Source organism: Stenotrophomonas sp. CFBP 13725 (assembly GCF_014841935.1).
Classification (GTDB): Bacteria; Pseudomonadota; Gammaproteobacteria; order Xanthomonadales; family Xanthomonadaceae; genus Stenotrophomonas.
In genome coordinates this window covers 330,304-357,289 of record NZ_JACYUV010000001.1, presented here as the reverse complement: position 1 = coordinate 357,289, position 26,986 = coordinate 330,304, and the positions used below count along the sequence as shown (strand labels likewise).

Genomic DNA, 26,986 nt, shown 5'->3' with positions numbered 1-26,986 from the left:
GTTCAACTGGCCGGATGCTCGCCGAACAGCGAACCCTGCCGAGGCGGCGGGGCCAGGCTCGCGCGCAGGCTGGCCGGATCGTCCAGTCGCCGGTGCGGGTGGTGGTCCAGCAGCTGCACGAAAGGCAGCAGCTTGCGCATCGGCGCGCGCAGCCGGGCCACGTCGGCCACGCGGAGGCGGCCATGGCGGCGGGCCATCAGCACCCGCTTCACATTGCGCACGCCCAGGCCGGGCACGCGCAGCAGCAGTTCCTTCGGGGCGATGTTCAGATCCACTGGAAACCGATCCGGATGCCGCAGCGCCCAAGCCATCTTCGGATCGATGTCCAGGTCGAGCATCCCGTCCTGCGTGGTATCGGTGATCTCTTCGATGCCATACCCGTAGAACCGCAGCAGCCAGTCGGCCTGGTACAGCCGGTGCTCGCGCTGCATCGGCGGCGGCTGCAGCGGCAGCGCCTTGCTGGCATCGGGGATGGGGCTGAAGGCGGAGTAGTAGACCCGGCGCATGCGGTAGTTGCCGTACAGCTGGTCGGACGTGGTCAGGATGTCGCGATCACTGGCACCATCCGCGCCGACGATCATCTGCGTGCTTTGCCCGGCCGGCGCGAACCGCGGCGCACTCTTCTGCACGCTGCGCGTCGCCGCCGCAAGGGCAGGGCGTGCGCGCTCTTCCTTGGACTCCTCGATCCGCCAGCGCAGTTCACCCATCGCACCGCGGATGGACGGCATGGTTTTCTCCGGCGCGAAAGCGGCCAGGCCGGTTTCGGTGGGCAATTCGATGTTGATCGACAGGCGGTCGGCATATTTACCTGCAGCCGCCAGCAGCTCCGGTGATGCTTCGGGAATGGTCTTCAGGTGGATATAGCCGGCGAAACGGTGCTCTTCGCGCAGCTGCCGCGCCACCTCCACCATATGTTCCATCGTGTAGTCCGCGCTGCGGATGATGCCGCTGGAAAGGAACAGCCCCTCGATGTAATTGCGTTTATAGAAATCCAGGGTGAGCGCCACCACTTCGGCCACCCGGAAACGCGCACGCGGCACATTGCTGGACACGCGGTTGACGCAGTACGCGCAGTCGTAGATGCAGAAATTGGTCAGCAGGATCTTCAGCAGCGACACACAGCGGCCATCGGGCGTATAGCTGTGGCAGATACCGGACCCTTCCGTGCTGCCGATGCCGCCGGAGCTGCGCGAATCCCGCTTGCCCGCGCCACTGGAGGCGCAGGACGCATCGTATTTCGCGGCGTCGGCGAGAATCTCGAGTTTGCGGAGGGTTTCCATGACACCACGCTAGTAATGGCCGGTCTCATCAGATGAGACGGGTGAACCAATGAACCTGAATATTTCAGCTGACCAACCGCCATATCGACGTCTCGACGCTCCGGTCGGCAAACCCCCGTTAGTGCCGACTTCAGTCGGCACGCGTTTTGATCGGAACACGGATACTCTGCAGGTGTTAGTATTCCTACTAAATCACCGCAATACAATATGCCGACCTCCGCTTCCACCGCCCGCCGCGCCTCCCGCGCCGCCACCTATCTCTACCCCGAGCACCTGCGCGACGTCGTGCAGCAACTGCCGCGGACCCCGGGGGTATACGTTTTCCACGGACAGGACGGCGGCCTGCCGCTGTACATCGGCAAGAGCATCAATATCCGTGGGCGGGTGATGGACCATCTGCGCACGACCGAAGAGGCCGATCTGCTGCGGCAGACCCGGCACGTCACCGCGCTGCCCACGGCCGGCGACTTCGGCGCGCGGTTGCTGGAGGCCCATCTGATCAAGCGCGACCTTCCGCTGTACAACCGCCTGCTGCGTCGGCTGCGACGGCAGTTCAGCCTGCGCTTGTACCGGGGAACGGTGAGCGTGGTGCACTCCGGTGATCACGACCTGGCCACGGCGCCGATGCTGCATGGCCTGTATTCCAGCGAACGGGCCGCCAAGGAATCCCTGCGCCGGCTCGCCGACGATCACCGCCTCTGCTATGCACTGCTGGGCCTGGAACGATTGCCGGCCGGCCGCGCCTGTTTCCGGTCAATGCTGGGGCAGTGCCTGGGCGCGTGCAGTGGACGCGAGCCGCTGGACGCGCACGAACAGCGGCTGCGGGGCGCACTGGAGCGGCTGGAGGTATCGGCGTGGCCGTATGGCGGGAAGGTGGCCGTGGAAGAAAGGGGGGAGACCATGACCCAGTTCCACGTCGTCGAGGGGTGGCGCTACCACGGCAGTGCACCCAGCCTGGCCAAGGCCAAGCGACTTCGCGCGGAGCCCGGCGAGTTTGATCGGGACACCTACCGCATCATCAAGCAGGGGTTGGAGGGTGCCACGATGGCGGTCCATCCGCTGGTGTGACACCGGACGCCGCACGATGCGCCCTCTGGACAAGCGGGCGCTCGCACGGATCCGCGGTGCTCAGGGCACCATCGCAGCGGAATTGACCAGTCCCACCGCGATGGCAACGCCAGCGGAGAACCAGCCGGCACTCTCGTTGCCGGCATCGATCTGATCCGGGCCACGGCGGGTGATGATCGCGCGGGAGATGCCGAAGGCCAACATCTGCATCACGACGGCGATCGCACACCAGATGGCGGCATCCACCAACGACACCGAATTGCTGATCACCGAGTTGATCGGCAGCGCCAGCCCGATCAGCGCGCCGGCCAGGCCGATGCCTGCCGCCTTGTTGCCTTGGCGGATCAAGGTGATTTCCTTGTGCGGGGTGATCAGCGCAACCAGCGCGATGGCCAGCAGCAGGATCAACAGCCCCATGCCCATGAAGGCGGCGAACGCGAGGAAAGACTGGCCGGTGATGACGTAGGGCATGGATATCCTTGGGAGGTGATGAAAAGGCAGGCACCCAACCTACCGTATTTCAACGCAGCACGTGATCGGCGCGCCATCGACCGATGACGCAGCCTGCACGCGCGACAGCAGAATCTTGCGCCTCCCAGGCCGCACTTCCGCCGCCTGCCCAGCGAGCAGCCCATGCGCGATACCGTCCACGCCCGTTACGCCACCCCATCACGCGTCCGTGAGGGCCGGCCCTTTCCACAGGGCGCCACCTTCGATGGCAAGGGCACCAATTTCGCGCTGTTCAGTGCCCATGCAACCCGTGTCGAGCTCTGCCTGTTCGACGAATCCGGCAACGAAGAACGCATCGAGCTTCCCGAGTTCACCAACGAAACCTGGCACGGCTACCTGCCCGACGTGAAGCCGGGGCAGCGCTACGGCTACCGTGTGCACGGACCCTATGCGCCTGCTGAGGGGCATCGTTTCAACCACCACAAGCTGTTGTTGGATCCGTACGCACGCGAGATCGACGGCGACCTGACATGGGCCGATGAACTGTACGGCTACACCATTGGACACCCCGACAAGGACCTGAGCTTCGACGAGCGTGACAGCGCGCCGTTCATGCCCAAGGCGGTCGTGGTGCACGACGACTACGACTGGGAAGACGACCAAAGGCTGCTGACGGCGTGGAACCGGACGCTGGTGTACGAGACCCACGTGCGCGGTTTCACCAAACGCCATCCCGCCGTGTCTGCCGAGCTGCAGGGCACGTGTGCCGGGCTCGCATCGGAGGCGGTGCTCGATTACATCAAGGGCCTGGGCGTCACCGCGGTGGAACTGCTGCCGGTGCAGGCTTACCTCGATGACCAGCATCTGCTGGACAAAGGGCTGCGCAATTACTGGGGCTACAACACACTGGCATTCTTCGCCCTGAAGAGCCGGTATCTCGCCAGCGGCCATCGCGATGAGTTCCGTGACATGGTCAAGGCGATGCACCGGAAGGGCCTGGAAGTGGTGCTGGACGTGGTCTACAACCACACCGCGGAAGGCAACGAACTGGGCCCCACGCTGTCGTTCAAGGGCATCGACAACGCAACGTACTACCGCCTTGCCGATGACAAGCGTTTCTACATCAACGACACCGGCACCGGCAACACGTTCAACCTGAGCAACATGCAGGCCATGCGCTTCGTCAACGACTCGCTGCGGTACTGGGCAGAAGACATGCACGTGGACGGCTTCCGTTTCGACCTCGCCACCATCCTTGGACGGGAACCCAGCGGATTCGACCAGCGCGGCGGTTTCCTCGATGCCTGCGGGCAGGATCCGGTGCTGTCGCAGGTCAAGCTGATCGCCGAGCCGTGGGATTGCGGGCCGGGCGGTTACCAGGTCGGCCGCTTCCCACCGGGCTGGGCGGAGTGGAACGACAAGTTCCGCGACAATGCACGCAGCTTCTGGAAGGGCGACGAGGGCATGCTGGCCGAGTTCGCCACGCGCTTCACCGGCTCGGCGGATCTGTTCGACCGACGCGGTCGCCGACCGTGGTCCTCGGTCAACTTCATCACCGCCCACGATGGCTTCACCCTGCGCGACCTGGTCAGCTACAACGAAAAGCACAACATCGCCAACGGTGAGGACAACAACGACGGCTCGAATAACGATGCGTCCTGCAACTACGGCGCGGAAGGCGAGACCGACGATGCGGGCATCAATGCGGTGCGCGAGCGGCAGATGAAGAATCTGCTCGCCACCCTGTTGCTGGCGCAGGGCACGCCGATGCTGCTCGCCGGCGACGAGCGCGCGCAGACGCAGGGCGGCAACAACAACACGTACTGCCAGGACAACGAGACGGCGTGGATCGACTGGGAGCGGGACGCCAGCGACGGACGCCTGGCTGACTTCGTACGTGAACTGACCGCACTGCGCAGGCGCTATCCGATCCTGACCCGCGGTCGATTCCTAAACGGTCAGTACAGCGAGCAGGCAGGGGTCAAGGACCTGACGTGGCTCAATCCGAGCGGCGAAGAGATGCAGCCGGGCAACTGGGAAGAGGCGGGTGCGCGTTCGGTCGGGCTTGTTCTCGAAGGCAAGGCGCAGCATTCCGGCGTACGGGAGCATGCCCACGACGCCACCCTGCTGATCCTGATCAACGCTTGGCACGAAGGGGTCACCTTCAAGCTGCCGGACGACGAAGCCACGCCCCTGCATTGGAAACTCGAGCTGTCCACCGACGATGCGCTGGACCGGTCGTCAGTGCCGAAGGGATCGACCGAATTCCTCGCCCCGCCGCGCAGCGTCACCGTGTTCGAGTGCCGCAGCTGAAACAACATCGCGGACCAGGTAGCGCCGAGCCACGCTCGGCGAGCACAGCGGAACCGGCAACCCCATCACCGCCGAGCCCCGCTCGGCGGACATCCATCAGACCAGCTGCGCCCGCGGCTTGTGCGTCGCCAGCCATACCGTCTGCCACAGCCCGGACAGGCCGATCAGCGCATACACCGCGCGTGGCCATGCACTTTCTGCACCGCACACCATCCCGACCAGATCCACCTGGAACTGGCCCTGCAGGCCGAGGCAGATGGCGCCGAACAGCACCATGATCAAGGTCGCGATGTTGAACGCTCGCACGGCAGGGTCCCCGGTTATGTCAGTGTGATGGGGCCATCGTGGTGGTCAGGATGTCTCAGCGTCGTGAGCCGGGCTTCACGTGCCGCCAACGCAGGCTGTCAGGGCGCGGCCGCTGAACTCTGCGCCGGTAGCGCCGAGGCACGCTCGGCGGCCTTTCGATCCAGGCAACGCGCACACCTCATTCAGACCGCCCAGGGCACTCGCCGAGCGTGGCTCGGCGCTACCCTCTGCTCAGCCCAGCAGGCCCGGATTGGCGCGCCAGACCGCCCAGTTCAAAGCCGAGGCAAACGAAATCCACGCCAGGTAAGGCACCAGCAGCAGGGCGGCCAACCGGCTTGCCCGCCAGAAGCCCGCCATGGTCGCCAGCAGCACCAGGATCAGCAGCACGATGTCGGCGAAGGCGGGACCGCCCATCCGCCAGCCAAAGAACAACCAGCTCCACAACCCATTCAGTGCCAACTGCACGACGAACAACTGCAGGGCGCCACGCTGGGCACTCCAGCCCCCTCGGCGCCACACCAGCCATGCCGAAAGGCCCATCAGCAGGTAGAGCACCGACCACACCGGTCCGAACACACCGGCAGGCGGGGCCCACGACGGCTTGGCCAGCGCCGCATAGAACTCACTGGCCGACACCGAGGCGGCCGCGCCCACGGCGGCGACAAGGAAGCACAGCAGGAGCCAGCCGAGCAGGGCCAGCACTGGACGTTTCGGCGGTCGACGCATGGTGCACCGGATATCAGGAGGGCAGGGCAGCGCAGCATCGCACGTGCGCCAGCGCGGCGCCTCCACCCCGCCTGCACGCCTGTGTCCACCTGCACTACACAGCACGCTGCCTATGCTCTGTCCACACCCACCGCAGCGGCCGACCGACCATGATCCCCACCTCCTACTGGCGCAAGAGCTGGGGCACGTTCGTCAGGCCCAATTCCGGAACATTCGATATCCTCGACATCTCCTGCCTGCAGGAGCCGGCATCGCAGCGCATCGTGCATCTGTACGCGCTGCAGGTGCAGTGCATGGAGTGCCAGCACGGCTTCGATGCCCGTGACGGCCACGGCATCAGCACCGTCACCGGGGCGCGCGTCCTTCGTTGCCCGCAGTGTGCCGCCAGCCAGGCCGTTGCGAACACCGAGCTGGTGCGCTTCGCGAGCAGCACGACCGCGTCAGCGCGCCCACGCAGCGCTGCGTCGACCCAGCCCGCGCTGGCCATGGCAGGCTGAAGGGACTACGTCTACGTCGCGGCGGCGACGTATCTGCGAAATAATAGGACCTTCGTAACGCGACGCAGCGAAGGACCCGACGCCCATGCTTGATCTGATCGCGCAGCTCGGCCTCACCCACCCCATCATCCAGGCCCCCATGGCGGGCGTGTCGACGCCGCAGCTTGCCGCCGCCGTCAGCAACGCGGGCGGCCTGGGCTCACTGGGGATCGGCGCAAGCACCGTGGCGCAGGCCCGCGAGGCCATCGAGGCTACCCGTCAACTGACCTCGCGCCCCTTCAACGTCAATGTGTTCTGTCATGCGCCGGCCACGCCGGGCTCGGCACGCGATGCGGCGTGGATTGCCGCGCTGGCGCCCTTGTTCAAGCAGCAGTCGAGCGAGCCGCCCACGCAGTTGCGCGAGATCTACCGATCGTTCCTGGGCGACGAGGAGAGCTTCCAGCTGCTGCTGGACCTCAAGCCGGCCGTGGTGAGTTTCCATTTCAGTGTACCCCCGCCCGCACAGATCGGCGCGCTGCGCGCTGCAGGCATCATTACCTTTGCGTCGGTGACATGTGTCGAGGAAGCAGCGCAGGCGACCGCTGCGGGTGTGGATGTGCTGGTGGCCCAGGGCCACGAAGCCGGCGGTCATCGCGGCATGTTCGATCCTGACGCCTTGGATGAAGAGCTCAGCATGCCGGTGCTGGTCCGCAGGCTGGTGCGCGACGCGACACGGCCGGTCATCGCGGCCGGGGGCATCATGGACGGGCAGGGCATCCGCGCGGCGCTCGACCTTGGCGCGGTGGCGGCGCAGCTCGGCACCGCGTTCGTACTGTGCCCGGAAAGTGCGGCTGCGGAAGGCTATCGGGCGGCGATGAAGGGTCCGGGCAACGCGCACACGCGGATGACGCGGGCGTTGTCAGGGCGCCCGGCGCGCGGCATCGTCAACCCGCTCATCGACTACGCCGGCACCCTCATCGATGCCGACCCGGCGGACTACCCGCTGGCCTACGACATCGCAAAACAGCTGTTTGCTGCTTACGCCGCCCAAGGACGGACGGACGTCGGCGCGTTCTGGGCCGGGCAGGGGGCTCCATTGGCGCGCGAACTGCCTGCGCAGGCCCTGGTCAGCCTGCTGGCCGAGGAAATGACACGCTGACTCAGCGCTGCCAGTACACCGCAGGCAACAGCGCCTGCAGCTTCTGCTGCGCCTCCTCGGTGGTGAACGTTGGCGTGCGGGGCGGATCGTACACCTCCGGACGGGTCCCCTTGACCAGCAGGTCGATGGCAACACACTGTCCGCCGTGCACGGCACGGTAGCTGTCAGCGGACACGTAGTGGCTCATCGCCGCATCACCGGCGCGGAAGTGGGTGAACGGGACGCCGCCGATCTCGACCTGCCCAGCGGCAAGGCCGGTGGATTCGGCGGGCAGCTGCAGGCAGGCCGCCATCGATGATGGATCGGCACTGACGCCGATGCGCATGGCAGCGGTGGTGACCTCGTTGGACCCATCCAGTACGACCGCGACCACGCGGCGGCCTTCGCTTCCCGGTTCGGCGAACAGCTTCCAGCTGCCAGGTGTGAGCGCGCCGGACTCCACGTCGGCCCCGACGCGGGCGCCAGGCACCGGGCGCAGCGCGAGCCCGGACGCCTCATCGACGAACGCAGGCTGCACGACAGCCGGACGTACCGCCGGAACCGGCGCAGCGGGGGTTGAGGCGTTTGCCGCTGCAGCCTGCTCAGCCGGCTCATCGACAACGTGGTCCGGCGCTGGGTTGCAGCCGGTAAGCGCCGCTGCCGTGGCGATCAACAGGCCGGCCGCCACCGTGTGCGAATGTCCCATCATCAGAAGCGTCCACCTTGATTTTAATGCAGAGCCACATCCTACGCAGGGCAGGCGTGCTCGCAGGGAGAAAGCGCCGATGGCGGCTTCCGCGCGTGGGTGGAGCCGAGGGTAGAACCTCTGGGTAGAGCCTCTGGGTAGAGCCGACTTCAGTCGGCTGCTCTGGCCCTGGTACGTCCGACGTCTGTCACGTCGCGGTGGTAGAGCCGACTTCAGTCGGCTGCGTGCAAAAACAGCCGACTGAAGTCGGCTCTACCAGACCGCAAAAACAGCCGACTGAAGTCGGCTCTACCAGAGCGCGCCAGACCGCGAACGAGCGCGGAAACAGGCCGCGAAAGCATCCGAGCGGAAGCAAACGCACCCGATGCACGTCGGTGCAACCGCCGAGCCCGGCGACAACGAGGCGTGAAGACCCGCCCGCACGCCATCACGCCATGACCCACCGCAATGCGGGACACTCGCCCGCATGGACACACATGTTTCGCTAAGCCCCGATGCGCCGCGCATCCTGGTGGTCGAGGACGAAATCGAGCTCTCGATCTTGATGCAGACCATCCTCACTGGTGAGGGTTACGGTGTAGAGCAGGCCTACTCGCTCTCAGACGCGTTGCATTCCATCGATGATGAAGCCTTCGATGCGGCGATCCTTGACGTTGAACTGCGCGATGGCGTCGTGTTTTCGGTAGCTGATGCATTGAAAGCGCGCGGAATCCCCTACTTTTTCCTGTCGGCTGTCTACAAAGGCCTTGTGCCGCGCGCACATCGCGATGCGCGGTTCCTCAGCAAGCCGTATGAGATCGAAGAGCTGAAGCGCTACGTCGCCGAAAGCCTCAGCGGCGTGAACTGAAAGCACCCGCACACGCAGCAGACATGCGCTCGGGCACGATGCAGTCCATCTCCCTGGAACGTGCCCCCATGCCTGCAACCCACACTCCGCTTGCCCAGCACGTGGCCATCGTCACCGGCGCCAGTTCCGGTATCGGACTTGCTGTGGCCGAGGCCATGGCAGCAGCCGGTGCCGCCGTGGTGATCAACTACCACTCGCAGGAAGCGCCGGCAGACGACCTGGCCGAGCGCATCATCGCTGCGGGCGGACGAGCCACGGTGATCCAGGCCGACGTCGCCGATGAAGCCGATGTGGCACGGCTGTTCAATGAGACCGTGGACGTGTACGGACGCGTGGATATCGTGGTGTGCAATTCGGGCGTGCAGAAAGACGCGGCGATCGCGGACATGACGCTTGAGGACTGGAACACGGTCATCGACGTCAACCTGACGGGGCAATTCCTCTGTGCGCGCGAAGCCGTCCGCCACTTCCGTCGGCAGCCCCGCAGCGGCAGGCCGGCGCGCAGTGCGGGCACGGTCATCGCCATGAGTTCAGTGCATGAAATCATCCCGTGGGCAGGGCATATCAACTACGCCTCCGCCAAGGGCGGCAGCCGGATGCTGACCCGTTCGCTGGCACAGGAGGTGGCCGCGGATGGCATCCGCATCAATGCCATCGCGCCGGGCGCGATCCGCACCCCGATCAACAAAGAGGCGTGGGAAACCGAAGCCGCGCTGGAGAAACTGCTGCGGCTGGTGCCTTACGGTCGCATCGGCGAGCCGGAAGACGTCGCCCGTGCGGCGGTCTGGCTGGCGTCGGACGACGCCGACTATGTCACCGGCACCACGCTGTTCGTCGACGGTGGCATGTCGCTGTATCCAGAGTTCCGCGACAACGGCTGAGACCGACGGAGCGGGGGCGACGCTAGCGATGGACGTCGGCGCGGAAGAGGGCATTGCCGTCACAACTGCAGTGGCAGCATGGGGCACCTTCCCAGACCCTCTCCCCAAGGAGCCTGCCATGGAATCAACCGTCGTCGTGACCCGAACCCGGGTCATCCATCCTGTCCACGCTGCCGTGCTCGGCGGGGTCTTTCCGCTGTTCCTCGGCGCCTTGCTGGCCGACTACGCCTATTGGAGCACCTACGAGATCCAGTGGAGCAACTTCGCGGCGTGGCTGCTGGTGGGCGCGATGGTGATGACCACCCTGGCACTGCTGGCCGGCATCGTCGGCCTGGTTCGCGGCAGCCGCCAGCTGCCTTATGTGATCGTGCTGGTGGTGACCTGGCTGGTGGGCTTCTTCGATTCGCTGCACCATGCGCGCGATGCGTGGGCGATCATGCCCGGCGCTCTGGTGATGACCGTCATCGCCACCCTGCTGGCCTTCGTGGCCACCTGGATCGGCTTGTCCACCCTGCGCGCGGGAGGTGTCCGATGAGCCGCCAGATCGTGAAGATTCTCAGCGTGTCCGTGCTTGCCGCTTCAGTGGCCGCCTGCAGTGGCAAAGCCCCGCAGATGGACCAGTACGGCCAGAATCCTGAGCTGCCCAAGCCCAACCGCACGTTGATGCCGGACATGACCATTGCCAAGCCGGCACAATGGGGGGATCGCGTGCCGACCGTGCCGGCGGGATATCGCATCGCCGCCATCGCGACCGATCTGAATATTCCGCGGCAGACGCTGGTGCTACCCAACGGTGACATCCTGGTGGCCGAAGGGCGCGGCGGCAGTGCGCCCAACCTGAAACCGAAGGACGTGATCGCCGGTAAGATCAAGGCGAAGGGCAACACCCAGGTCAAGAGCGGAAACCGCCTGACGCTGCTGCGCGATGCCGATGGCGATGGCGTCTACGAAACCAAGACCGTTTACGCCGACAAGCTCAATGCGCCGTATGGCCTGGCGCTGATCGGCAACGCGTTGTACGTGGCCAACCAGGATGCCCTGGTGCGGTTCGAGTACAGCGAAGGCCAGACCCAGGCCAGCGGAGCGCCGACCAAGGTCACCGACCTGCCGTCAGCGATCAACCACCATTGGACCAAATCACTCACCGCCAGCGCGGATGGCCGGTATCTGTACGTGGGCATCGGCTCCAACAGCAACATCACCGAACGCGGCATGGCCGCCGAAGTGGACCGGGCGGTGGTGTGGCAGATCGATGCGCAGAGCGGCGCGCGCAAGACCTACGCGACCGGCATCCGCAACCCCACGGCGCTGGCCGTGCAGCCCGGCACCGGCACGGTGTGGGCGGTGGTCAACGAGCGCGATGAGATCGGACCGAACCTGGTGCCTGATTACCTGACGTCCGTGCGCGAAGGCGGTTTCTACGGCTGGCCCTACAGCTACTGGGGCAAGAACGTGGACACCCGGGTGATGCCGCAGAATCCAGAGAAGGTCGCGTCTGCGCTTACACCGGATTACGCACTGGGCTCGCATGTCGCGGCGCTGGGCGTCTCGTTCTCCACTGCCACGATGGGCGCGAAGTTTGCGGACGGTGTGTTCGTGGGTGAGCACGGCAGCTGGAACCGCAACCCGCCGGTTGGCTACAAGGTGGTGTTCGTTCCGTTCCGTGATGGTCGCCCGGCCGGTGAGCCGATCGACTTTGTATCCGGGTTCCTCGGCGAAGACGGCAAGACCCGCGGTCGCCCGGTAGGCGTGACGGTGGATCCGCGCGGCGCACTGATCGTCGCCGATGATCTGGCCAACACCATCTGGCGCATCACCCCGACCCAGTAAAGCGTAGCGCCGAGCCATGCTCGGCGACGCGGAAACCGGAAACCGCCGAGCACGCCTCGGCGCCACTCCCTGGCCAGCCCGTCCGCTCAGTGCGGGCTGTCCAGCACGGTCTGCAGTCGGGTGGCCAGTTCGTCCAGCGTGAACGGCTTGCCGATCAGGTGCACCCCCGAATCCAACACGCCGTCATGCACCAGTGCGTTGCGGCTGTAGCCGGTGGTAAACAGGACTTTCAACGCCGGCCGCCGCCGGCGCGCTTCATCGGCCAACTGCCGTCCGTTGATTTCCGGCATCAGCACATCGGTGAACAGCAACGCGATGTCCGGGTGCGCGTCCAGATGCTTCAACGCCGCGCTCGCGCCGTCAGCGGCCAGCACCTGATAACCGAGCTCGGTCAGCGCGTCGATGGAAAACTGGCGCACGCCGGGCTCGTCATCGACCACCAGCACCCGCTGCTGCTGCCCAGCGGCCAGCGGCGGCTTCACCAGCGCAGGCGAAGCCGGCGCTGCATCGACGACCGCCGAAAGCCGAGGCAGGTACACCCGCACCGTCGTACCTTCACCCAGCGCCGAGATGATGCGCACGTGTCCAGCCGATTGCTTGACGAAGCCGTACACCTGGGACAGCCCGAGCCCTGTGCCCTGGCCGACCTTCTTGGTGGTGAAGAACGGATCGAATGCCTTGCCGATGACCTCCGGCGACATGCCGCTGCCGTTGTCCGCCACGCTGATCAGTACGTAGTCGCCTGCAGGTATGCCGGCATGCACCTGCGACGAATCGTCCGGCAATGTGCAGTTGGACGTCTCCACGGTCAGTCGGCCACCGCCTGGCATCGCATCGCGCGCATTGACGGCCAGGTTCAGGACGACGTTCTCCAACTGGTTGACGTCGGCGAAGGTGCTCCACAGCTCGGCGGCAAGCACGGTCTGCAGGCGGATGCTGCTGCCCAGCGAATGCACCAGCAGGTCCGACATGCCCGCCAGCAGTCGATTGGCGTCCACCGGCACCGGCTGCAGCGGCTGCTGGCGTGAGAAGGCCAGCAACCGTTGGGTCAGCAGCGCCGCGCGGCGCGCCCCTTCGATCGCCATGTCGATGTAGCGCTTGGAGCGCTCATCCTCATCGCCCAACCGCATCGCCAGCAGGTCCAGGGGGCCGATCACGGTGGCCAGCATGTTGTTGAAATCGTGCGCGATGCCGCCGGTCAACTGGCCCACGGCTTCCATCTTCTGGCTCTGCCGTAGCGCATCCTCCACCCGTGTGCGCTCGGCCACTTCCGCCAGCACACGGCTTTCCAGTTCTTCGTTCAGTTCTTTCAGCTGTGCGTCGGCATGCTTGCGCGCGGTGACTTCGATGGCCACGCCCAGCACCCGCACGCAGCGGTTGTCCTCAAACATGCCGCGTCCCTTGGCGGCCACCCAGCGGACGACGCCGTCTTCCTTGCCAACCGTCCGGTACTCCACGTCGTACAGGGCGCGTCTGTCGGGATCAGCGGCAGCGTGGAACGCCGCGGTTGTCGCTTCACGGTCCTGCGGGTGGATGCCCTCGTAGAAATCACGCAGGGTGACCTCGACGTGGGCGGAAATGCCGAACATCGCCTTGGTCCGTCGTGGCCAGATCAGTTGATCGTGCACCAGGTCCACGTCCCAGAAGCCCATGTCGCCGGCCTCGGTGGCGAAGCGCAGACGTTCCTCGCTCTCGGCCAGCGCGGCCTCTGCCGCCTTGCGGCTGGTCAGATCGAGCATCGCGCCAATCATGCGCTGCGGCGTGCCAGCGGCATCACGCAGCACCGTGCCCCGGTCCAGCACGGAGGCATACGTGCCATCGGCTCGCTGGAAACGGTACTCGCCGGACCATGCGGAGCGATCGCTGTCGATCACCGCATGGATGTCCGCATCGACGCGCGCCCGGTCATCGGGGTGGATGTGGTCGATCCACCACTGCGCCGTGGTCTCGCTCAGTACATGGCCAAACAGCGTCACCAGCGCCTCGTTCCAGATCACCTGGCCATCGCGCATGCGCCAGTCCCAGATCGCATCGTTGGTCGCCCGCGCGGCAAGCCGGTACCGTTCCTCGACTTCCAGGTGGCGTTCCTCTGCCGCCTTGCGGTCGGTGATATCCAGGGAAGTGCCGATGAGTCCCACCACGGCGCCGTCCGCGTCGCGCAGGGGTGCCTTGGTCGACAGCCAGAAAGCATGCCGACCGTCGGGGAAACTGACCGCCTCTTCCAGTTGCTCGGAGTGGCCACTGCGCATGACGCGCTCGTCGGTCGCCATCAGCGCGGCCGCCTGCGTCGGGTCGCTCAACAGCTCGGCGTCGGTGCGGCCGATGTACTGCTCCGGGGGCAGGCCGATCAACTCGGTCGTGCCGCGGTTGCCGATCAGCAGCCGCCCCTGGCGGTCCTTTGCGTACACCACGCCCGGCGCCGCTTCGACGAACGAGCGCAGCAGGGTCTGTGCCTGGTCACGCTCGATTTCCATCCGGCGGCGGTCCTCAATGTCGATCAGCACGCCGGGGAATCCCACGGGCCGGCCGTCGGCGTCCGTCTCCACACGGCCCGCCGCTTCGATCCAGCGGTACGTGCCGTCCACGCCGCGCGTGCGGTACTGGTGGATGTAACGTCCGCCGCGCTCGAGCGCATCGGCGACTGCAGCTTCCAGACCGGCCTGATCGTCGGGATGCACGCGCTCCACCATCTGCTGCAGCGGCAACTCGCTGCCGGCCAACGAAGCATCCAGGCCAAAGGCCTGCGCAAGCGCGGCGTCGACGGTCAACCGGTCACGCTGCACATCCCAGAACCAGGTGCCGATGATGGCGCCGGCGGCCAGTGCCAACCTCACATGCTCGGCGTCGCGCTCGCTTCGGCGCTGGGGGGAGTCGGAAGGATTCAAGAAGGTCTCGCGCTGGCAGCTGTCGTCAGGGACCCGCGCACCCACCTGCGGCCAGACCGGCCGGGGTGTCGCAATCAGGCCGCCTAGATTAGCGCCGCCGCCCCCCGCGATGGAACTGTTTTCGGTAACCAGGCGGGGGATCGGCGCGGCGACCTTGCTGGCTGTCCAGCCAGGTCGCTGCGCTTTGCCGGGAGGGCGTTATCTGCCGAGCTGCTTGATCAGCACCGCTGCGGTTTCCGCGGACGATGCCGGATTCTGGCCGGTGATCAGCAGCCCATCACGCACCACGTAGGAGCCCCAGTCCGGACCCTTGGAGTAGTCCCCACCGGCTTGTTTGAGCATGTCTTCGACCAGGAACGGCACCACATCGGTCAGACCGACGCCGTCCTCTTCGGTATTGGTGAAGCCGGTGACCTTCTTGCCCTTGACCAGCGGCTGGCCGTCCGCCGCCTTGACGTCGCGCAGGACGCCCGGCGCATGGCAGACCAGGGCAACCGGCTTGTTCGCTGCGATGAAGGATTCGATCAAAGCGATGGAGTGGGTATCTTCGGCCAGATCCCACAGCGGGCCATGGCCACCCGGGTAGAACACTGCATCGAAATCGGCCGCAGACACGCTGTCCAGCCGCACCGTCGCGGCCAAGTGCGCCTTGGCGTCTGCGTCGGCGTGGAAGCGGCGGGTGTCATCGGTCTGGGAATCCGGCTCGTCGCTCTTCGGATCCAGGGGCGGCTGCCCCCCCTTCGGTGAGGCGAGCACGATCGTTGCCCCGGCGTCCTTGAAGGTGTAGTAGGGGGCGGCCAGTTCTTCCAGCCAGAAGCCGGTCTTCTTGCCGGTATCGCCGAGCTGGTCATGTGAGGTGAGAACCATCAGAACGTTCATGCGTATCTCCTGCTGTAGGTGTTCGAAGTAGACCAGTCGTCTTGTACGCTGGCGTGAAAAAAACGCTGCACCGTGCAGCGCCAAAGAAGTCCATCGCCGGACTCAGGAAGCGGGGCGATGTATCAGCTGATCCGTCAGCGCCTGTGCCTCGTCGAATGGGCGGTCCGTGCGCACGATTTTCACCATGATGCTGGCGCCGAGCCATAGCTGATAGAGGCCCTGCGCGACCGAGTGCGGACGTCCATCGATGGTGAGCGAGCCGTCCGCAACACCCGCTTCAAGCGCCGCAGCAAGCCTTTCGATGATGCCCGCGGTGCCACGCAAAAGAGCGGACCGCATGCTTTCGGACAGATCCGCGACTTCGGCGCCAAGCTTCACCGCCAGGCATCGGCCCTGGCAGTCATCGGACGCCTGGCTGGCCCGCCACGCCTGGAAATAGGACGCCAGTTGCTGCGCCTTGCTCTGGCCCGGCTGACGAAAGATCAGATCCATCTCGCCCAGATAGGCGCTGAAATAATCCTCCAGCATCGCTTCGCCGAAGGCTTCCTTGGATCCAAAATAATGATAGAACGAGCCCTTGGGCACGCCGGCAGCAACTAATACCTCATTCAGTCCGACGGCAGAAAATCCTTTCCCGCCCATGATCCGCCTGCCTGTGGCCAGGATCTTTTCACGGACATCGACACTGGCAGGGGAGGGCGCGGAGTTCATGGGACCTACCTTACGCCACATTAGACCGGTCGTCTAGCGCGCTCTCTGTGCCCCATGGTAGCGCCGAGCCACGCTCGGCGGACACCGTCAGCACCCACGATGCCGATGACATTGCACACCGAAGCAGTGGCAGGCTAGGCTCCGGGCACTCCGCATTCATGCCTGCCTGCGGCGGCGAGACGCGTGCAGGCGCCAGAATGGGGGATTCACGATGTATCAAACGCTGCTCGCGCTGGTGCTGCTTGAAGGTGTACTGCTGGTGCTCTGGTGCCGCCCGTGGTGGCCATGGGGCGTGACCCTGTTCAGTCGACGCATACCGGTGCCGGCCTCGCTGCTGCTCGATTTCCCCGACACGCGGCTGCAGGCCGACCTGCAGTCTGACCAATGGCCAGACCTGCTGGTGCGCCGGCTGGACCGACGGTCCTTTGCGTTCCGCGAAAGCTTCGGCTTCCATTTTGGCTGGCGCTATCCGCCGATGATGCGCGGGCTGATTCTCGTCGACGTGCAGCGGCGTGAACTGCGGATCGTGGGGCGCTCCAGCTGGACGGTCCTGTTCGTGGTCGCCAGCTTCATTCCTGCGCTGGCGGTGGCCCCCGGCAGCGTCGTGGTGGTTGCGCTGATTTTCGCTGCAAGCTATCTGGTGCAACGGCACCGGTTCCTTGCGGTGGAGGCAGCCATCCGCGGCTATCTGGATCCTCGCGCATAGCCCTGCGTGTCGGTCAGCAGCAGGCGGGCCTGCGTACCCCAGCCACCGATCAGCACATCGGTTCGCCCATCGCCATCCAGATCGCCTTGTCCCATGCTCCAGCTGCGGCCCACGGTGATGCCTGGCACCACGTCCAGCGTGACATCGGTGAAGGTGCCTTTGCCGTCGTTCTGCCACGCACGCAACTGCAGCGGCACGAAGCCCGGAACCTGGATGGCGCCGACCAGCAGATCCGGATGGCCATCGCCGTTGAAATCCACGACCGTGCCGGCCCAGCTGGAGAACGTATGCGTGGGCAACCGCGCAGCCGTTTCATCCACGAACTGCCCCTTGCCGTCGTTGATCAGCAAGCGGGTCTGCGGATCTTTCTCCCACGCCGCATTGTTGCTGGTGATGTTGAAGAAGACGATGTCCGGGCGCCCGTCGCCGTTGACATCCGCCACGTGGACCTCGCGCGTCTCCATCGGGACCCGTAGATCCAGGCGCTGCGACTGATCGCTGAAACGCCCCTTGCCATCGTTGATAAGCAGGCGGTTCGGGTGGGCGGGGCTTGCGAGCACGATGTCGAGGTCGCCGTCGCCATCCATGTCGGCGAACGCCACGCCTTCTGTTTGGTCTTCGCGCTGCGGCAGGTGGCTTTTGCTGGCATCGATGAAATGTCCGGGACGCTTGGCATCGTTGAGCAGCAGCACGTTGCGCGAACGCGCAGCCTCGGCACGGGAGCCGCCTTCGGCGGTGCTGCCGATGAAGATGTCCGGCAGGCCATCGCCGTTGAGGTCCCCCACGGCCAGGCCGTTGCCCTGGCGGCCGGTGGGCAAGCGATCACTGGCTTCGGTGAAGCCGCCTTTGCCATCGCCGAAGAACAGTTGATGCCGTGCTTCGTCTTCGGCAACGAAGACCACGTCGACCTGGCCATCGCCGTTGAAATCAGCGGCGCGCACATGCTCGTTGTCCGCCCTGCGCGTGCCGAACACATCGGGCACGTAGCGCAGCCGGCCGCCCCCGTCATTGAGGTACAGGCGGTTGACCCCGTGCTCCACAGACACGACCGCATCCAGGTCGCCGTCGTTGTCAACGTCCACCAAGACCGAGTCGGTGGAATGCAGCGCGGGTGCCAGCGGTACGTGGGTCGCGGTGGCGTCGACGAAGACCGACGAGGGCGCCTCATGGATCAGGCTGAAGGCGTGGGTGGCCGGCACGTGGTCTGGGTGATCCTGCGCCACAGCGGTCGTGGTGAAGAGAAGGGTGGCGACGCACGGCGCGAGATGGAACGGGGATGCGATCCGGAGCAACGCAGCTCTCCAGTAGCGGAATCAGGGTTCACCGTAACGTGTCACGGAAGCAGGCGAAAGGCCGCGGGTGAGGGCTGACACGTACCGGTAGCGCCGAGCCGTGCTCGGCGGCTTCTTGCGGAAAACCCCGCTGCGCTCGCCGAGCACGGCTCGGCGCTACCAAGCGGAAAGCACCGCTGCGCTCGCCGAGCGTGGCTCGGCGCTACCATGGGGCACGGACCGGGAGCACGCATGATGAGCAGCACGGGATGGACGTGGGTGGTAGTGCTGGTGGTGATCCCGAAGGTGATCGTGGTGACCTGTGCCGTGCTGCGTGCGCGGCGGCAGGCCAAGCGACCCGCAGCCCGTGACGCGTCACATAAATAACCCAATCACGGGCGACGCGCGATTTCGATTTCCTGCCCGTCCCAGGCTTCCCGACGCGCACGGTCAGGATCCTGCTCCACGCGATCGGTCCGGTCCATGATCAGGGTAGGGCGCTGAGGCAGCACGTAGGTTGGCCACTCGCTGCCAGGATCCCCTTCGCGGACGAACCCAATCCAGCGCGAACGCATGCGCTCGGCGAGCGCACGCCGTCGGCCTGTCAGCGGGCCACCCCGCAGCGCACCGAACACCACGCCGTCCAACGGCCACAGGAACGTCAGGTCCACCGCATGCGCGGCCCCCAGGAACAGCCCGCCATAGTCGAAGCGATACACCCATGCGCGGCGTCCGCGGGCGACGTGCCGCTCGGCGAAATGCCGCGTGGGCATCTGGAAGTTGGCGTCGGTGCCCAGGTCACGGTTGCCGGCCCGCGTGTCCGGATAGGTCGCCGCGATGCGGCCAGCAGCGGTTTTCCCCAGCAGCCAGCCCACTTGGGCCAGCAGCTCACCGCGCTCGCGCAGCAACATGGTGCGTGCACCCGGAATCTCGAAGAAACGTATTTCATCCCGCATCGCGCCGACCAGTAGCGGGATGTCGGGCGTCTCAGCCAGCAGGGCCGCTTCAAACGAAGCGGGCAGCAGGTCGCCGTCATAGATCGGCGCGGCCGGGATCATGCCGGGGAACGCGTCGGCGACCTGCGCCTGCGCGTCGAGCAGGCGGGCGACCGGCACGGCCTCCAACGCCGCACGACTGTCGGCCGCATTGCCCAGCAGTTCGCGGTAGCGCACTGCCAGGCGTGCTGCTATCTGCTGGTCGTGAAGCAGGTTGAGCGATCCGCTCTGCATGATGGCAGCGCGGAACAACGGCTCGATCCCCCGGGCCACCATCAGCAAGGCAACCGACGTCGACCCCGCCGACTCACCGACCACGGTCACCTGCGCCGGGTCACCACCAAACAGCGCGATATGGGCCTGGACCCAACGCAAGGCGGCGATCTGATCGTGCAGCCCCCGGTTATTGGGGATGCCCAGTGCCGAAAAATCAGCGAATCCGATCGCCCCCAGCCGGTAGTTGAGCGTGACCACCACGATATCGCCGCTGGCGGCCAGCTCGTGGCCCGGATACATCGACCCTGCCCCCGTACGGAACCCGCCGCCGTGGATCCACACCATCACCGGACGTTGCGTGCCGTCCGCTGCGGGTGACCAGACGTTGAGGAAGAACGGGTCATCGGATTCACTGCGCGCACCGCCCGCGCCTTTCTCCTGCGCGGCCGTCGCGCCGAACGTGGTGCAAGCGACGGGGGCGGCCGGCAGCGGTTCCACGACGGGCAAGCCGAAGCGCGTGGCGCGTGCGTAGCGGATACCCCGCCACGCCGCCACGCCATTGTCGCGGTGACCGGTAAAGGGGCCGGCCTGCAGGCCCGCGGCGGTCAGCGACCTGCGCGTTTCGTCGGGTGGCGTCACGCTGCTGGAGGCGCGCCCACCCAGCCGTGTCGAACAGGCCAGCAACGGCGCAGCGGCCATCGTCATCGCACCCGCTCGCAGAAAGCGGCGGCGTGTCTCCAGGTCGGTCTGCGGCACAGGCGGCACTCATCAAGGCAGTCCGCGCCACGATAGGCCGCGCGTGCGCACAGCCATGTGAGGCGCCACACCGCCACGCGCGGCGCTCAGCCCATGTCGCGCTTTACCCGATTGCGATACGCGGATACGTTGTCGCCGCGTATCTGCCGCTCCCGCGTGCCGGTCACCGTATCCACCTTGCGGTCCGACCCGGTCACCGGCTTCGCATCGACTGCCGTTTCGCGCTCGAACGCATGGGATTTGTCCGTGTTGCGGTAGTAGCGGTACAGCCCCCAATACAGCGCCGTCGCCGCAGCAGGGCCAGCCGCCAACAACCAGAGTCCACTGTCTTCGCTCATGATCCGGCCACCAGTATCCAGAGTGCGATGGCTTCAACGACGCTGCCGGTGGTGAGCGCGGCCAGCAGCAGCTTCCACTGCTGTACCGGCACGCTGCCCATGGTTTCACCGGTGCGCCCGTTCACCGCGATGTAATGCAGCATGCCGCCCTTCTTGCCCGGTTGGTGGTACGAGTACAACCACACCGGCAGGTACATCGATACCCAGCGGGTGCCATGCACGTCCAGGCGTTCCTGTTCCCAGCGGACGCCGCGGTCATAGCGACGCACCGAGCTTTCCACTTTTGCCCGTGCGATCGACAGGAGCTGATCCTCCAGGCGCGGCAGCATCTTGTCCACGTCCAGGTTGCGCTTCTCCGACGTGAATCCGGTCAGGAAGGAGGCATTCCACTGCAGCGCGTTCTTGGTGTCGAACGGCAGGATCGTGTTGATGATGTTGTTGGTGTTGGCCTGCGTATCCAGGTTGCCGCGCTCCACGGAAGACTCCAGCGGCAGGTCGTCCACGGTGAACGATACGTGGCGGTCCACGGCGTAGACATCCGCGTCGTAGTAGGTCTGCTTGTTCTTCTCGGTGCCCCGCGTGTACTCGCGGGTCTTGATTTCGCCGCGTCCCGATACCGTCGCACTGACATTGCTGTCCACGATCATGTAGGGCAGGTACACGCCGATGACATTCTCCGGCGTGAACTCGTCCTTGAACGCCTTCAGGGCGAACAGGCGACGCTTGTCGACGAACTGGCGGATGCGCGCTACCGCGTCGTCCTTGGTGATCCGGAACGGCAGCACGGCATCGGGCACGGCGCCGTTGGCCACCTGCTCATTGACCCCGAACACATGACGGCACCAGTGGCAGCGTGCGGTCATCGTGCTTTCGGTGTTGATGGTCACCTCGGCGCCGCAGCCGGTGCACTTGAAGCTCATCAGGCTGGCACTGTCGGCGGCGATGTCACGGGCGCCGGAGGCGATGACATGACCACGCAGCTGGTCGATGCCGGCGCCCAGGCCGAAGGCTTCTTCGACCCGCGTGCCGTGCCATTCGTTGCGGCAGTACTGGCACACCAGCACGTCCGTGCCCAGCTTGAGCCGGACGTCGGTCGACCCACACTTGGGGCAGCGGTTGAGGCCATCCTTCAGTTCGGCGGCAGCCGTATCCAGCGCCACCGGATCCGGTGCCAGCAATTCGTCACGGATCGGCGGGGGCAGGGTGGTCGCGTCCACAGGCAGGCTGCCGGCAAGGGGCGGCACGTCCCGCGGCGATCCCGGACCGTTCAGCGGAGGCGTCGGGGCCGCCGCTGCGGGCGGCAGCGGCGGCAGCGGCGGGGGTGTTCTGGAGTCGGACATGAGGTCGGCGCGTCCCTGGTCTTACAGACCCAACGCCTTGGCCTTGAGCTTGTCGTAGTCGTCCTGGGTGATCAGGCCCAGGTCAAGCATCTCCTTGGCCTTCGTCAGCTTGGCGATCGGATCGTCGGCGGCCGGGCTCGCCGGCGCGACCGGCTGTTGCATGCTGCCCACGCCACCGAACATGCCCGAAGCCATACCCACGCCGACCAGGCCTGCTGCGCCGCCGGTTTCGCCTGCCGACTGGATGCCCTGGGCCATGCTGGCCTGCAGGTTGGAATTGCCGCGCGCACCGGACAGGGCATCCGCTCGCTGCACCGTCTTCAGCAGTTCACGGGTATTGGCGTCGTACTCGATCGACACGATGGCCGTCTTGACGATGGCAAGCCCGCGATCGGAGTTCCACTGGTACGCCTGTTCCACTGCGTCGGACAGGCTCTTGGCGAAGCCCAGCGAGTCCTGCTGCAGCTTGGTGATGCGATTGCCCTTGCCGGGATCGTTGGTATACAGGCTGAAGGCGGGCGCCAGCGAACCCACGACTTCGTTGAACAACTGGCTGGCGGCCGCATTGTCCAGGTCGGTGAAATCAAAAACCTCGCCCGGCTGCAGATAGCGGGCCGGCACGAAGTTCTTGACGAACAGGATCGGGTCCACGATTTTCAGCGTATAGGAACCCCGCGTCACCGCGCCCACCTGCGTGCCGAGGAAGCCGTCGTCCCAGTAGATTTCCGACTGGGTGCCGAAGCGGTTGTCCGGCAGTTCCTTCAGCGATACGAAGAACGCAGCCTGCTGCGAGCCGGGCTGGCCGCCGAACTTGAACCGTTCCCAGGTCTGGCGGATCAACGGGGTCACCAGGCCGTCGCCGGCGAAGATCGACTGCGAGTTGGCATCGTCGGAGCGCCATTCGTAGCCGCCGGGCTCGGCGACGAACGCGGTGACTGCACCGTCCTGCATCAGCAGCAGGCCGTAGCCTTCCGGCACCACGATCTTCGAACCGTTGGTGATGATGTTGGACGACGCGCTGGTGTTGGAGCCGCGCCCGGCGTTGGTACCGCGTGGGACCGCCGCGAACAGGGCAGCCGTGGCAGGCAGTCCAACCGGAACGGTGTAGAAATCCTTCCACTGATCGGCCAGCACACCGCCCACCGCACCTGCCACCGCCTGACGAAGACCCATGACGCACTCCCTGTGATTTCGTGGACAGGCACTGTGCCTGCCATGCCCGGCCGACTATAGCAGCCGGGTGAGGCCGGCCGCGGTGCCGCGGATCAGGCGCCGGGCAGCTCGCATTGCATTTTCCCGTCCACGTAATACGGCTTGGGCACATCCGGATTCGCGCTGGTCTTTTCGAACACGACTTCGAACGAATCGGTGTCTGCGGTGCCTTGGCGATCCGTGCAGGCTTGCTGCAGCTTCTTCTTCACCGCCGCGATGCCCGCGTCGCGATCTGCGCCGTCGGCGCTGTTGGTCAGGTTGACGGTCTCGGCGAATGCCAGCGGACTCAGGCCCAGCAGGCAGACGGTGAATACCATGGCGTGCAGCTTCTTCATGTGCGACATCCTGTTCCCTCTGGAAGAAACCACAGGATAAGAACGCAGGGTTAAGACGCCGTGCGGGTGTCGGCCGGGTGGCTGCCTGGTGACGGTGATCGGGAGGCAGCGCATGGGGAGCGCCGAGCCGTGCTCGGCGGAACGTAAAAGGCACCGCGCTGCGGGCTCGCCGAGCGTGGCTCGGCGCTACCGGGTCCGCTGCGGGCTCACCAGTCGGTGGGCGCGTAGTCCTTCAGGAACTGGCCCCAGACGTGCTCGCCGGTGTTGATCCCATGGATGATCGGGTCGACGATGCGCGCGGCGCCATCGATGATGTCCAGCGGCGGGTGGAACCGCTCCTGCTCCACCTTCTTCGCCGCCAGGTCGGCCGGATCCTCATCGGTCACCCAGCCGGTGTCCACGCTGTTCATGTGGATGCCGTCGTTCTGATAATCCGCCGCGGAGGTACGCGTCATCATGTTCAACGCGGCCTTGGCCATGTTGGTATGCGGGTGACGGGTGGTCTTGAAGTTGCGGTAGAACTGACCTTCCATCGCCGATACGTTGACGATGTGCTTGTCACGCTCCGGCGTACGCAGCATCAACGGCTTCAAGCGCGCATTGAGAATGAACGGGGCGATGGCATTGACCAGCTGGGTCTCCAGCAGCTCCACCGACGGCACCTCGGCCATCTGCATGCGCCAGGAGTTGCGGTCGCGCAGGTCGATCTGCTGCAGGTCCTGGTCCAGGCGGCCATCCGGGAACAGATGCTGCTGGCCCACCAGTTCGTCGGCCAGCAGCGGCACCTGCGAAAGCTCGGCGGCACGCACCAGGCCGTTGGCCCCCTTGAAGCCTTGTTCCTGTGTCACCTGCAGCACCGTGGCCGGGGTCGCACCCAGCAGTTCGGCGCTGCGCAGGCCCTCGTAGTCACCGATCAGGTTGCGCAGGGTTTCCGGCACGTCGTGCAGCGCAGCGGTCTCGCCGGCCATCATGTGCGCGTAGAACTGCGGCGGACGCCGCACGGTCTGGCAGGCATTGTTGATGATGAAATCCAGCCGCGTGCGCGTGGCGAGCAGCTCGGTGCAGAAGGCTTCCACGCTGGGCGTGTGGCGCAGGTCCAGGCCATATACCTGCAGGCGATGGCCCCATACGGCAAAATCGGGCTCTTCGGCATAGCGGGCAGCCGAATCGCGCGGGAACCGCGTGGTCACGATCAATTCGGCACCCGCGCGCAGCAGCTTCAACCCGGCCTGATAACCGATCTTGACCCGGCCGCCCGTCAGCAGCGCGACGCGCCCGCGCAGGTCGGCCGTCTCCGTGCGCTTGGTGAAGTTCAGCGCGGCGCAGTCCGGGCACATCTGGTCGTAGAAGTGATGCAGCTGGGTGAACTTCTGCTTGCACACGTAACAGTGGCGCAGCTCGGGTGAGTGCACCGGCTCCGGGCCGGCATCAGCGCCTTCGCCGTTGCGGGCGTCATGCAGGCCGGCCGCGTGCGGCGGGAAGTAGTTCGGCGTACTGAACACCGGCTTGCGGCGCAGGGCACGGATGCCGGTCTGTTCCAGCAACGCTTCGGCCTTGCGGACCTTCTCCTGGTGGCGGACCTTGGCCTGCTGCTTGAGCATCTGCCGGCGCGCCTTGGGCTCGGGATGGTAGACCTTGGCCACGACCTGATGCAGCCGCACGCGGTCGGCCTCGGGCAGGGTGTCCAGCACGCTGCGGTCCGCTTCGATGGATTCCAGCAGGTCCAGCGCGGCGCGCAGGCGGTCGGTCAGGGGCGCATCGTCGGCCACGGCGACAGAGGAGGGGGCAGTGGTAGTCACATCAGATCCGGAAGAAACGGCATGAAGCCTGGAGTGGACAGCAGAGCGATGACCGGCTCGATGCGGGTCCATGCTGTAACGGGCCGGGCAGGACCCGGACGAGCCGCCATTGTCCCTGATCCAGCCGGGCCTGTGCTAGATGGGCGGCACGCGGTGGCCTGGGACCCGTTCACCCCCGTCGCGCACGCGCTGGCCCTCGCCCTGCCACGGGAAGCGGCGGAGCCCCATCAGGCAATGGTTTTTCAGCGGCCAGCCAGGGCGCTGCGCGTGATCAGGGCCGCACTGCCCACCGCGATCGCGTCTTCCGCCAAGCCGGTGGGTGTCTGCCCGTAACGCCGCAGGGCCCGCATGCGCAGGTTGAAGGCCAGGTAAGACGCTGCCACGGCGGTGCCGGCGCCCAGCGCTGCCCCTAGACCGCGCTGCGAACGCGGCGCCAACGCGGCGCCGACAATCAGCCCGGTTGCTACACGGGCCACCATGCCCGCCGGTACGATGCGGTCCGGCGCCGTTTTCATCTTGTCGCCCATCAGCTCGCCGCCCGCCAATGCCAGCATGCCTGCCGCCGCGGCGCGATTGGCCAGCAGGCGCGTCGCCGCGGTGCCCGCGGGCAACCTGCCGCTGCGCGCCGCGTTGGTGACGGCAGCCAGCGGGGTCATGGCGCGCAAGCCCGCGACGGCGCCCATCAGAAAGGAATGGATCAGTGCCATGCGAGCGTCCTTGAGCGGGGAAGTGATGCCCCCACGCTAGACACGCGCCCGTAGGCAGCATGGCAAGAAATTGCGAAGGTCGGGCAAAGGTGCAGTCACTCGGCCAAAGCGGACGTCGCATGGACGTCCGCCCGGTTTTTCCAGCTTACTTAGGCATCAACACCGAATCGACGACGTGCACCACGCCGTTGGACTGCATCACATCAGCGGTAGTGACCGATGCCTTGCCGCCCTTGGCATCCACGATCCACAACTTGCCGTCCTGCAGCTTGAAGGTAAGCGGCTCGCCTTCCACGGTCTTCATCGTGGCGGTGCCGCCCTGCTTGGTGGCCGCAGCGGTCAGCTGGGCAGCCGTATGCACGCCCGGCACCACGTGATAGGTCAGGATCTTGGTCAGCGCGGCCTTGTTCTCCGGCTTGACCAAGGTATCGACCGTGCCCGCCGGGAGCTTGTTGAAGGCGGCATTGGTGGGGGCGAACACGGTGAACGGACCTGCGCTGTTGAGCGTGTCCACCAGCCCGGCCGCCTTGACTGCCGCGACCAGCGTGGTGTGGTCCTTGGACGCACTGGCATTCTCAACGATGGTCTTGGCCGGATACATCGGCGCGCCACCCACCATCGGCGGGTTGGCGGCAAAGCTGGGGGCCGCGACGGCACCCAGAACGGCGAGGCTGGTAGCGAGGGCAATCTTCTTGAAAGTAGCTTGCACGGTGCATCTCCTGTTCGTCCCTCGGATGAGGGTACTGAAGGTACGGAGCCGGCAGCGGGCTGGATGCAGGGCAATGCACTTATTTTTCTGCATGAGGGTGGCGTGA

At 65.9% G+C, this 26,986-nt stretch carries 27 protein-coding genes; 10 read left to right on the top strand and 17 right to left on the bottom strand.

From position 1 onward, the window contains the following. Positions 1-2: 2 nt before the first annotated feature. Positions 3-1,280 carry a putative DNA modification/repair radical SAM protein gene (locus IFT65_RS01520; protein ID WP_192079587.1) on the bottom strand — a complete coding sequence of 426 codons (1,278 nt, stop codon included), beginning with the start codon at positions 1,278-1,280 and terminating at the stop codon, positions 3-5. Between the two features lie 207 nt (positions 1,281-1,487). On the opposite strand from IFT65_RS01520, the gene cho reads away from it, so the two are divergent. Then, complete coding sequence (gene cho, locus IFT65_RS01515; protein WP_192079585.1) at positions 1,488-2,348, top strand: excinuclease Cho; 861 nt, start codon at positions 1,488-1,490, stop codon at positions 2,346-2,348. A 60-nt stretch (positions 2,349-2,408) separates the two neighbouring features. Here cho and IFT65_RS01510 read toward each other — a convergent pair whose 3' ends face one another. Then, the gene (locus tag IFT65_RS01510) at positions 2,409-2,819 is read right to left on the bottom strand and encodes a DUF350 domain-containing protein (RefSeq protein ID WP_188323968.1); all 411 of its coding nucleotides are present in this window, start codon (positions 2,817-2,819) and stop codon (positions 2,409-2,411) included. A gap of 162 nt (positions 2,820-2,981) precedes the next feature. Here IFT65_RS01510 and glgX point away from each other — a divergent pair, with 162 nt between their 5' ends. Next, positions 2,982-5,111: a glycogen debranching protein GlgX gene (gene glgX, locus IFT65_RS01505; RefSeq protein ID WP_192079583.1), complete on the top strand. Its 2,130-nt coding sequence runs from the start codon at positions 2,982-2,984 to the stop codon at positions 5,109-5,111. Between the two features lie 96 nt (positions 5,112-5,207). Here glgX and IFT65_RS01500 read toward each other — a convergent pair whose 3' ends face one another. Beyond that, the gene (locus tag IFT65_RS01500) at positions 5,208-5,417 is read right to left on the bottom strand and encodes a DUF378 domain-containing protein (RefSeq protein WP_197973945.1); all 210 of its coding nucleotides are present in this window, start codon (positions 5,415-5,417) and stop codon (positions 5,208-5,210) included. Positions 5,418-5,648: 231 nt separating this feature from the next. Beyond that, positions 5,649-6,143, bottom strand: a complete 495-nt coding sequence (locus IFT65_RS01495) for a TspO/MBR family protein (RefSeq protein WP_192079581.1) — start codon at positions 6,141-6,143, stop codon at positions 5,649-5,651. Between the two features lie 149 nt (positions 6,144-6,292). On the opposite strand from IFT65_RS01495, the gene IFT65_RS01490 reads away from it, so the two are divergent. Together IFT65_RS01490 and IFT65_RS01485 are read left to right on the top strand one after the other, a co-directional pair. After that, on the top strand, positions 6,293-6,640 hold the full coding sequence (locus IFT65_RS01490; RefSeq protein ID WP_192079579.1) for a hypothetical protein: 348 nt from the start codon (positions 6,293-6,295) through the stop codon (positions 6,638-6,640). Positions 6,641-6,725: 85 nt separating this feature from the next. Further along, entirely contained in the window at positions 6,726-7,778 is a 1,053-nt protein-coding gene (locus IFT65_RS01485) for a nitronate monooxygenase (RefSeq protein WP_192079577.1), read from the top strand. Between the two features lies 1 nt (position 7,779). Here IFT65_RS01485 and IFT65_RS01480 read toward each other — a convergent pair whose 3' ends face one another. Beyond that, positions 7,780-8,466 (bottom strand): hypothetical protein, encoded by a 687-nt coding sequence (locus tag IFT65_RS01480; RefSeq protein ID WP_192079575.1) that lies wholly within the window; start codon positions 8,464-8,466, stop codon positions 7,780-7,782. Positions 8,467-8,929: 463 nt separating this feature from the next. Between IFT65_RS01480 and IFT65_RS01475 the strand changes: the two genes are divergently transcribed. The 4 genes from IFT65_RS01475 (at position 8,930) to IFT65_RS01460 (ending at position 12,021) form a co-directional block, all read left to right on the top strand. Further along, complete coding sequence (locus IFT65_RS01475) at positions 8,930-9,310, top strand: response regulator (RefSeq protein ID WP_192079573.1); 381 nt, start codon at positions 8,930-8,932, stop codon at positions 9,308-9,310. 68 nt (positions 9,311-9,378) lie between these two features. Then, positions 9,379-10,191: a glucose 1-dehydrogenase gene (locus IFT65_RS01470; RefSeq protein WP_192079571.1), complete on the top strand. Its 813-nt coding sequence runs from the start codon at positions 9,379-9,381 to the stop codon at positions 10,189-10,191. Positions 10,192-10,309: 118 nt separating this feature from the next. Continuing rightward, a complete protein-coding gene (locus IFT65_RS01465; RefSeq protein ID WP_192079569.1) occupies positions 10,310-10,726 on the top strand; it encodes a DUF2231 domain-containing protein in 417 nt (138 codons plus the stop codon). Continuing rightward, positions 10,723-12,021: a sorbosone dehydrogenase family protein gene (locus tag IFT65_RS01460; RefSeq protein WP_192079567.1), complete on the top strand. Its 1,299-nt coding sequence runs from the start codon at positions 10,723-10,725 to the stop codon at positions 12,019-12,021. The genes IFT65_RS01465 and IFT65_RS01460 overlap by 4 nt, the downstream gene beginning before the upstream one ends. Before the next feature lie 86 nt (positions 12,022-12,107). On the opposite strand, the gene IFT65_RS01455 is transcribed toward IFT65_RS01460, so the two are convergent. From IFT65_RS01455 to IFT65_RS01445, 3 genes are all read right to left on the bottom strand, one after another. Then, entirely contained in the window at positions 12,108-14,906 is a 2,799-nt protein-coding gene (locus tag IFT65_RS01455) for a PAS domain-containing protein (RefSeq protein ID WP_249404984.1), read from the bottom strand. A gap of 198 nt (positions 14,907-15,104) precedes the next feature. Next, a complete protein-coding gene (locus tag IFT65_RS01450) occupies positions 15,105-15,785 on the bottom strand; it encodes a type 1 glutamine amidotransferase domain-containing protein (protein ID WP_192079565.1) in 681 nt (226 codons plus the stop codon). A gap of 102 nt (positions 15,786-15,887) precedes the next feature. Further along, complete coding sequence (locus IFT65_RS01445; protein ID WP_192079563.1) at positions 15,888-16,496, bottom strand: TetR/AcrR family transcriptional regulator; 609 nt, start codon at positions 16,494-16,496, stop codon at positions 15,888-15,890. Positions 16,497-16,707: 211 nt separating this feature from the next. Here IFT65_RS01445 and IFT65_RS01440 point away from each other — a divergent pair, with 211 nt between their 5' ends. Then, positions 16,708-17,202 (top strand): hypothetical protein, encoded by a 495-nt coding sequence (locus IFT65_RS01440; protein WP_192079561.1) that lies wholly within the window; start codon positions 16,708-16,710, stop codon positions 17,200-17,202. Here the strand turns inward: IFT65_RS01440 and IFT65_RS01435 are convergent. After that, on the bottom strand, positions 17,181-18,401 hold the full coding sequence (locus tag IFT65_RS01435) for a VCBS repeat-containing protein (RefSeq protein WP_197973944.1): 1,221 nt from the start codon (positions 18,399-18,401) through the stop codon (positions 17,181-17,183). The two genes, IFT65_RS01440 and IFT65_RS01435, sit on opposite strands and share 22 nt — an antisense overlap. A gap of 327 nt (positions 18,402-18,728) precedes the next feature. On the opposite strand from IFT65_RS01435, the gene IFT65_RS18810 reads away from it, so the two are divergent. Continuing rightward, a complete protein-coding gene (locus IFT65_RS18810; RefSeq protein ID WP_274602773.1) occupies positions 18,729-18,860 on the top strand; it encodes a hypothetical protein in 132 nt (43 codons plus the stop codon). Between the two features lie 5 nt (positions 18,861-18,865). Here IFT65_RS18810 and IFT65_RS01430 read toward each other — a convergent pair whose 3' ends face one another. The 8 genes from IFT65_RS01430 to IFT65_RS01395 form a co-directional block, all read right to left on the bottom strand. After that, positions 18,866-20,440, bottom strand: a complete 1,575-nt coding sequence (locus tag IFT65_RS01430; RefSeq protein ID WP_192079557.1) for a carboxylesterase family protein — start codon at positions 20,438-20,440, stop codon at positions 18,866-18,868. A gap of 86 nt (positions 20,441-20,526) precedes the next feature. Next, entirely contained in the window at positions 20,527-20,778 is a 252-nt protein-coding gene (locus IFT65_RS01425) for a hypothetical protein (protein ID WP_188323982.1), read from the bottom strand. Beyond that, positions 20,775-22,118, bottom strand: coding sequence for a TFIIB-type zinc ribbon-containing protein (locus IFT65_RS01420; protein ID WP_192079555.1), 1,344 nt, complete (start codon positions 22,116-22,118; stop codon positions 20,775-20,777). Before IFT65_RS01420 ends, IFT65_RS01425 begins: the two co-directional genes overlap by 4 nt. Positions 22,119-22,139: 21 nt before the next feature. After that, the gene (locus tag IFT65_RS01415; protein ID WP_192079553.1) at positions 22,140-23,291 is read right to left on the bottom strand and encodes an SPFH domain-containing protein; all 1,152 of its coding nucleotides are present in this window, start codon (positions 23,289-23,291) and stop codon (positions 22,140-22,142) included. Between the two features lie 92 nt (positions 23,292-23,383). Then, entirely contained in the window at positions 23,384-23,665 is a 282-nt protein-coding gene (locus IFT65_RS01410) for a hypothetical protein (RefSeq protein WP_192079552.1), read from the bottom strand. 206 nt (positions 23,666-23,871) lie between these two features. Further along, a complete protein-coding gene (locus IFT65_RS01405) occupies positions 23,872-25,434 on the bottom strand; it encodes an SDR family oxidoreductase (protein WP_223203059.1) in 1,563 nt (520 codons plus the stop codon). Between the two features lie 272 nt (positions 25,435-25,706). Next, positions 25,707-26,171, bottom strand: a complete 465-nt coding sequence (locus tag IFT65_RS01400; RefSeq protein WP_192079550.1) for a DUF4126 domain-containing protein — start codon at positions 26,169-26,171, stop codon at positions 25,707-25,709. Positions 26,172-26,316: 145 nt separating this feature from the next. Further along, positions 26,317-26,880, bottom strand: coding sequence for a fasciclin domain-containing protein (locus tag IFT65_RS01395; protein WP_188323987.1), 564 nt, complete (start codon positions 26,878-26,880; stop codon positions 26,317-26,319). Between the last annotated feature and the right edge of the window lie 106 nt (positions 26,881-26,986).

Bases quoted from the DNA above. Each gene is read 5' to 3' on its own strand.
- IFT65_RS01450 (WP_192079565.1), bottom strand. From the start codon at position 15,785: ATGAACGTTCTGATGGTTCTCACCTCACATGACCAGCTCGGCGATACC.
- IFT65_RS01480 (WP_192079575.1), bottom strand. From the start codon at position 8,466: ATGATGGGACATTCGCACACGGTGGCGGCCGGCCTGTTGATCGCCACG.
- IFT65_RS01470 (WP_192079571.1), top strand. From the start codon at position 9,379: ATGCCTGCAACCCACACTCCGCTTGCCCAGCACGTGGCCATCGTCACC.
- IFT65_RS01425 (WP_188323982.1), bottom strand. From the start codon at position 20,778: ATGAGCGAAGACAGTGGACTCTGGTTGTTGGCGGCTGGCCCTGCTGCG.
- IFT65_RS01415 (WP_192079553.1), bottom strand. From the start codon at position 23,291: ATGGGTCTTCGTCAGGCGGTGGCAGGTGCGGTGGGCGGTGTGCTGGCC.
- IFT65_RS01475 (WP_192079573.1), top strand. From the start codon at position 8,930: ATGGACACACATGTTTCGCTAAGCCCCGATGCGCCGCGCATCCTGGTG.
- IFT65_RS01510 (WP_188323968.1), bottom strand. From the start codon at position 2,819: ATGCCCTACGTCATCACCGGCCAGTCTTTCCTCGCGTTCGCCGCCTTC.
- IFT65_RS01460 (WP_192079567.1), top strand. From the start codon at position 10,723: ATGAGCCGCCAGATCGTGAAGATTCTCAGCGTGTCCGTGCTTGCCGCT.
- IFT65_RS18810 (WP_274602773.1), top strand. From the start codon at position 18,729: ATGAGCAGCACGGGATGGACGTGGGTGGTAGTGCTGGTGGTGATCCCG.
- IFT65_RS01400 (WP_192079550.1), bottom strand. From the start codon at position 26,171: ATGGCACTGATCCATTCCTTTCTGATGGGCGCCGTCGCGGGCTTGCGC.
- cho (WP_192079585.1), top strand. From the start codon at position 1,488: ATGCCGACCTCCGCTTCCACCGCCCGCCGCGCCTCCCGCGCCGCCACC.
- IFT65_RS01495 (WP_192079581.1), bottom strand. From the start codon at position 6,143: ATGCGTCGACCGCCGAAACGTCCAGTGCTGGCCCTGCTCGGCTGGCTC.
- IFT65_RS01410 (WP_192079552.1), bottom strand. From the start codon at position 23,665: ATGAAGAAGCTGCACGCCATGGTATTCACCGTCTGCCTGCTGGGCCTG.
- IFT65_RS01440 (WP_192079561.1), top strand. From the start codon at position 16,708: ATGTATCAAACGCTGCTCGCGCTGGTGCTGCTTGAAGGTGTACTGCTG.
- IFT65_RS01445 (WP_192079563.1), bottom strand. From the start codon at position 16,496: ATGAACTCCGCGCCCTCCCCTGCCAGTGTCGATGTCCGTGAAAAGATC.
- IFT65_RS01520 (WP_192079587.1), bottom strand. From the start codon at position 1,280: ATGGAAACCCTCCGCAAACTCGAGATTCTCGCCGACGCCGCGAAATAC.
- IFT65_RS01490 (WP_192079579.1), top strand. From the start codon at position 6,293: ATGATCCCCACCTCCTACTGGCGCAAGAGCTGGGGCACGTTCGTCAGG.
- IFT65_RS01485 (WP_192079577.1), top strand. From the start codon at position 6,726: ATGCTTGATCTGATCGCGCAGCTCGGCCTCACCCACCCCATCATCCAG.
- IFT65_RS01465 (WP_192079569.1), top strand. From the start codon at position 10,310: ATGGAATCAACCGTCGTCGTGACCCGAACCCGGGTCATCCATCCTGTC.
- glgX (WP_192079583.1), top strand. From the start codon at position 2,982: ATGCGCGATACCGTCCACGCCCGTTACGCCACCCCATCACGCGTCCGT.
- IFT65_RS01420 (WP_192079555.1), bottom strand. From the start codon at position 22,118: ATGTCCGACTCCAGAACACCCCCGCCGCTGCCGCCGCTGCCGCCCGCA.